The organism is uncultured Leptotrichia sp. (assembly GCF_938036635.1).
In the GTDB taxonomy this organism is placed as follows: Bacteria; Fusobacteriota; Fusobacteriia; order Fusobacteriales; family Leptotrichiaceae; genus Leptotrichia; species Leptotrichia hongkongensis.
In genome coordinates, this window is sequence record NZ_CALHQO010000219.1 from 1 (window position 1) to 5,804 (window position 5,804).

A 5,804-nucleotide genomic window follows, 5' to 3' on the forward strand; every position below is an offset into this window, starting at 1 on the left:
TGGTGTTCATGCGCTGGCTTCAGTTGGCTCAACTGGAAGTATTATCTTTCTTATTCTGGGATTTGCAAATGGTCTAACAGCGGGATTAGCCATTCCACTTGCGCAAAGATATGGCGCTAAAAATTATTCAGGAGTGAAGCGTAGTTTTTATGTATCCATACTCATTTCTGCCGTGGTTGCTATTCTTCTAACAATTCTCAGTATGGTTTTTTGTCGTCAAATTTTAGAAATCATGCAAACGCCCGTCGAAATTATTGACGGCGCTTATGATTATTTGATGGTCATCTTTGCGGGAATCTTTTCGTCTATGGCTTTTAATTTGCTCTCTAATATTTTCCGTTCAATCGGAGACGCGAAAACGCCATTGTATTTCCTTGTGATTGCTTGCATCATGAATATTATTCTAGATGTTGTTTTTATTGCTGGGTTCGGAATGGGAGTTGAAGGAGCAGGATATGCGACAGTTCTTTCTCAAATTTTTTCTGCGCTTGCATGTATTCTTTATAAATGGAAGAAAATTCCTATTTTAAGATTAAACTCAAAAATTTGAGTTTTTTTAAACACTAGATTTTTTATAGTTTGAGTAAAATAAAAACAAATATTTTATTGTTAATAATTTTAAGGAGGAAATAATGATTTCGGTAATTTTAGCGGCTGGAAAAGGGACTAGAATGAAGTCTGAACAGTCTAAAGTTCTGCACAAAGTGAACGGTGTTCCGATGATTAGAAGAGTGGTCAATGTACTAGAAAATATTGGGAATGATAAAAATATTTTTATTCTAGGACATAAAAAGGAAGATGTTTTAGCTGAAATGGGAAATGTTGTTTATGTTACACAAGAAGAACAGCTTGGAACAGGACATGCTATTTTAATTGCAAAGGATAAAATCAAGGAATATGGAGAAAATGTATTAATCACTTATGGAGATACACCCTTGTTAAAAGAAAAAACATTGGAAGAATTAAAAAGAGTGTTTGAGGAGAAAAATCTTGATTGTATCGTACTTTCATGTAAAGTTAAAGATCCATTTGGATACGGACGGATTGTTAAGGAAAATGGAAAAATTTCAAACATTGTCGAAGAAAAGGAAGCAAATGAAAATGAGAAAAAAATAGATGAAATTAATACAGGAGTATATATTTTCAAAAATGAAAGTCTGCTTTATGCGATAGAAAAAATTGACAACAACAATTCAAAAGGTGAATATTATTTGACTGATGCTATAAAAATTTTATCGACAGAAGGCTATAAAGTTGACAGCTTTCAAATCGAAGATGAAGATGAAATCTTAGGAGTAAACTCAAAAGTTCAGTTAGCGCAGGCAAGTAAAATTTCAAGAGATAGAAAAAATATCGAACTTATGGATAGTGGTGTAATTCTCATTAATCCAGATACAACTTATATTGAAGATAATGTTGAAATTGGACAGGATACTGTAATTTATCCAAATGTTACAATTCAAGGAAATACAAAAATCGGAAAAAACTGCGAAATTTTAGGAAATACGAGAATTGAAAATTCTATAATTGCTGATAATGTGAAAATAGAGGCTTCTGTTGTTGAGCAGTCTACTCTTGAGGAAGGAGTAACTGTGGGACCTTTTGCACATTTACGTCCAAAGGCACATTTGAAAGAAACTGTACATGTTGGAAACTTTGTGGAAATAAAAAATGCTACGCTTGAAAAAGGTGTGAAAACAGGGCATTTGACTTATATTGGAGATGCTGAAGTTGGGGAAGACACAAATATTGGTGCAGGGACAATTACTTGTAATTACGATGGAAAAAATAAACATAAGACAAAAATTGGAAAAAATGCCTTTATTGGAAGTAATTCGATAATTGTAGCTCCAGTTGAAATAGGAAGCAAAGTTCTAACAGCGGCTGGATCAGTTATTACAAAAGATATTCCAGATGAAGCATTGGCATTTGGAAGAGCAAAACAAGTAAATAAAGAGAAAAAATAAAAAACTAGCAATTTCTGAAAAAATGTCAAAAAATCAAAAATGTTATAAAAATATCATTTAATTATGTAAATTTAATAAAAGATAAAAATTTTTTAAATAAAAATTCAAAATATAGAGAGAAAGGGAAATGAAATGATAACATTAACCAAGGAAGACAAGAGCAGAATAAGAATATTTGCAGGAACGTCAAGTGAAGCATTAGCAGAAAAGATTGTAAAGTATTTGGATATGGATTTATCTTCTGCTGAAATTGTAAGATTTGCGGATGGAGAAACTTTTGCAAAAGCGAACGAAAGTGTACGTGGATGTAAAGTATTTGTAATTCAGTCCACTTCAAAACCTGTAAATGAAAGTATTATGGAGCTTTTAGTTTTTATTGATGCGATTAAAAGAGCTTCGGCGAAGGAAATTATAGCAATAATTCCTTATTATGGATATGCAAGACAAGACAGAAAGGCGAGTCCACGTGAGCCAATCACATCAAAACTTGTTGCCAATTTATTAACTGTAGCAGGTGCAACGAGAGTAATTACAATGGATTTGCATGCAAGACAAATTCAAGGATTTTTTGACATTCCAGTAGATCATATGGAAGCTCTGCCAATCTTGGCTAAACATTTTATAAAATATGGATTCCACCCAGACGATACTGTTGTTGTTTCACCTGATGTTGGTGGCGTAAAAAGAGCGAGAGGGCTTGCAAACTGGCTGCATACACCGCTTGCGATAATTGATAAAAGACGTGCGAAGGCAAATGTTTCGGAAGTTATGAATATTATTGGAGATATAAAAGGGAAAAAAGCTATTTTAATTGACGATATGATTGATACCGCTGGAACAATCTGTAATGCAGCACAGGCTCTGATTGATAAAGGGGCGACAGAAGTTTATGCTTGTGCGACACACGCTGTTTTCTCAGATCCTGCCATTGAAAGATTAAAAAATTCAGCTTTTACAGAAGTTGTGGTAACTGACACGATTCAACTGCCAGAAGACAGAAAATTTGACAAACTGAAAATCTTATCAACAAGCAAGATGTTTGCTGAAATAATAAAAAGAATAGCTACAAATAATCCGATAAGTGGATTGTTTGAATTGCCAGTTGATGATGGAAATGATGACTAAAATTAAAAAAGCGGTATGCATTCTGAAAAATGGAGGAGTTGCTGTATTTCCGACAGATACAGTTTATGGAATCGGCTCTCTTCCTGAACAGAATGCTGTACAAAAAATATATAAGATAAAAAAACGTGATTTTTCTAAAAAAATAATTGCACTAATCAGTAACAGAGATATTTTGAGCGAATTAATAAATGAAACTGAAGAAAATATTCAAAAAATTTCTAAAATTCTTTATAAATACTGGCCTGGAGAATTGACAATAATTTTTTCTGCAAATGAGGATTTTACTCAAAAATTTGATAAAAATATGAAAACGATAGGTGTTCGTATTCCAAAAAATAAGATTGCTCTTGAAATTATAAAAAATTCTGGTGGAATTTTATTAACAACAAGTGCAAATATTTCTGGTGAAAATGCTGTTACTGAAATTGAAAATCTAAGCGAAGAGCTGTTAAAAAATGTAGACATTGTCATTCCAAATGAAAAATCGGAATTAACCGGAAAGCCTTCGACAATTGTGAAATATGAAAATGGAAAACTTGCATTGTTAAGGGAAGGAAATGTTTCATTTGAAGAAATAATGAAAAATTTTGAATAATAAATAAAGAAATAATGAAGAACAGAAAGGAGAATTTATGGCAAAGATGGTAAATCCTAACACAGTAAGCAACATGGATTTAATAAATGCAAAATCACAGGCTAAAATGCAGCAGCTTGTACAAAAAATTGGAAAAGGAAAAAGAAAAGTCAATATTACATTTTCTAAAATGTCAAGAAGTTATCTAACAAGAATGATTGAGGAAATGAGAAAAATGATGAGCCAGTATGAAAAACAGCTGCCAAACGTGTTTGGTTTCTTCAAATATCTGGAAAATGAAGTAAAAATAACAAAGGCAAACAAAAAGGAAAAAACTAAAAATGTAAAACTTTCTTATGAAGAAGTTGACTTTTTTAAATTACAGCTAAAGGAAACATTAAAGGGGATTGATGCACAACGTGCCGCTTTAAAATGGTACAACTTGATCAAAAAGGCATTATTTAAAACATTGAAAAAACAGACAGAATTAGTACTAGAAGAATTTAATTCTGGAAGTGTAAAAAAGAAATAACTAAAAATAAAAAACTATAAAAGTGGGAAGGGAAATTGAGGACAATGAATGAAAAAATAACTGAGAAAGTAAAATTAAAGGATATTTCTGATAATAAAAAAAATAATTTGTTATCAAAAGATACAGTTTCTTATTTAAATGAAATTGTAAAAGCAGGATTTAAGGAGCGTGCCAGCGATATTCACATAAAATTTGACTTGCTGGAAGGCATGGAAATAAAATACCGAGTTGACGGGTATCTTATGGAAAGTGAAAAATTATACGAATCCGTAAATAAAAAGGTGCTTGAAAAAAATATTACAGAAATTATTGCCAGAATAAAAATTTTGGCGGGAATGAATGTTGCAGAGAAAAGAAAGCCACAAGATGGCAGCTTTTCTTTTTTATTGAATATAAAAAATATTAATAAGCGATATGACATAAGAGCCGCCTATATGCCAACAATTGGCGGAGAAAGTATAGTTCTGCGTATTCTTGAAAATTATCTGGAAGACATAAACCTTGAAACACTAGGATTTTCGAACCAAAGCATAGCAATGCTAAATGAGATTTTAACTAGAAAATATGGAATGATACTTGTAAGCGGACCGACAGGCTCTGGAAAATCCACAACCTTAAAATCCTTAATAAATATGTTAAATGATGGAAGAAAAAAAATCATAACGGTAGAAGACCCTGTAGAAAGCAAAATTGACGGAATTATTCAAATACAGGTAAATCAGAGTATCGGAGTAACATTTGCTGAAGTCTTGAAAGCTACATTAAGAAATGACCCCGATATTATTGTAATTTCAGAAATTAGAGATGAAGTTACGGCTGAAATTGCTGTAAGAGCAGCATTAACAGGACATCTTGTAATTTCGACAATTCACACAAACGATGCCGTTTCGACATTAATCAGGCTAGTGGATATGGGCATTCCAAAATATTTGATACTAGATTCATTAATCGGAGTAATTGGACAAAGACTAGTTGGGAAAAAGTGCCAGAAATGTATGGGAGAAGGCTGTGATGAATGCTCCAGCGGATACAGCGGAAGAATTTCGATAAATGAGCTGCTTGTACTAAATCAGGATGTGCGAAATATTTTGAAAGAAGACAATCATCTTGGCTCTGAAACAAAAAATAAATTGAAAATGCTGAATCAAAAGTACCAAAATCAGAAATGCTTTATTGATTTTATGGAAGATGCAGATGAAAAAATAGAAAAAAATCTAATTTCTGAAAGGGAAAAAACGAGTATTATCTTTTAAGAAAATATCAAAAATACAAAATTAAGCAATGATTAGTTTAATGATTGAAATACGAAGAGAAAGAGTAGGTAATTAAGATGAAAAAGTTAAAGTTTATATTATTGATTTTGGTAAGTATTTTCTGTTTAAATTCCTGTCTTACAACAGCTTTTGTTATAGGTTCAATGCAGGGGGATGGTTTATTGCCTCCTCCTGAATATAAAAGTCCTTATTATTTTGGTAATAATAAGAAATTAAATACTTTACTTCTTACTGAAAATAAAAAAAAGATAGAGATTGGAAATAGTAATGTACAAATTTCTATACCAAGTGGGTTAAAGTTAAAAGAATCAAATGGATTTATTAATAATTAT

The 5,804-nt window shown here is 31.7% G+C and carries 6 protein-coding genes and 1 pseudogene; all 7 read left to right on the forward strand.

Features of this window, described 5'->3' with window-relative positions; genetic code table 11:
• A partial coding sequence (locus Q0370_RS04165) for an MATE family efflux transporter (RefSeq protein WP_299572529.1) occupies positions 1 to 550 on the forward strand: 550 nt, incomplete at its 5' end.
• A gap of 82 nt (positions 551 to 632) precedes the next feature.
• On the forward strand, positions 633 to 1,967 hold the full coding sequence (glmU, locus tag Q0370_RS04170; protein ID WP_299572532.1) for a bifunctional UDP-N-acetylglucosamine diphosphorylase/glucosamine-1-phosphate N-acetyltransferase GlmU: 1,335 nt from the start codon (positions 633 to 635) through the stop codon (positions 1,965 to 1,967).
• Between the two features lie 132 nt (positions 1,968 to 2,099).
• Entirely contained in the window at positions 2,100 to 3,092 is a 993-nt protein-coding gene (locus tag Q0370_RS04175; RefSeq protein WP_299572535.1) for a ribose-phosphate pyrophosphokinase, read from the forward strand.
• Positions 3,073 to 3,687 carry an L-threonylcarbamoyladenylate synthase gene (locus Q0370_RS04180; protein WP_299572538.1) on the forward strand — a complete coding sequence of 205 codons (615 nt, stop codon included), beginning with the start codon at positions 3,073 to 3,075 and terminating at the stop codon, positions 3,685 to 3,687. The genes Q0370_RS04175 and Q0370_RS04180 overlap by 20 nt, the downstream gene beginning before the upstream one ends.
• A 37-nt stretch (positions 3,688 to 3,724) precedes the next feature.
• Positions 3,725 to 4,198 carry a viral A-type inclusion protein gene (locus tag Q0370_RS04185; protein ID WP_299572541.1) on the forward strand — a complete coding sequence of 158 codons (474 nt, stop codon included), beginning with the start codon at positions 3,725 to 3,727 and terminating at the stop codon, positions 4,196 to 4,198.
• Between the two features lie 44 nt (positions 4,199 to 4,242).
• Positions 4,243 to 5,451: a GspE/PulE family protein gene (locus tag Q0370_RS04190; RefSeq protein WP_299572543.1), complete on the forward strand. Its 1,209-nt coding sequence runs from the start codon at positions 4,243 to 4,245 to the stop codon at positions 5,449 to 5,451.
• A gap of 77 nt (positions 5,452 to 5,528) precedes the next feature.
• Positions 5,529 to 5,804: pseudogene (locus Q0370_RS04195) on the forward strand (hypothetical protein); the annotation flags it as partial.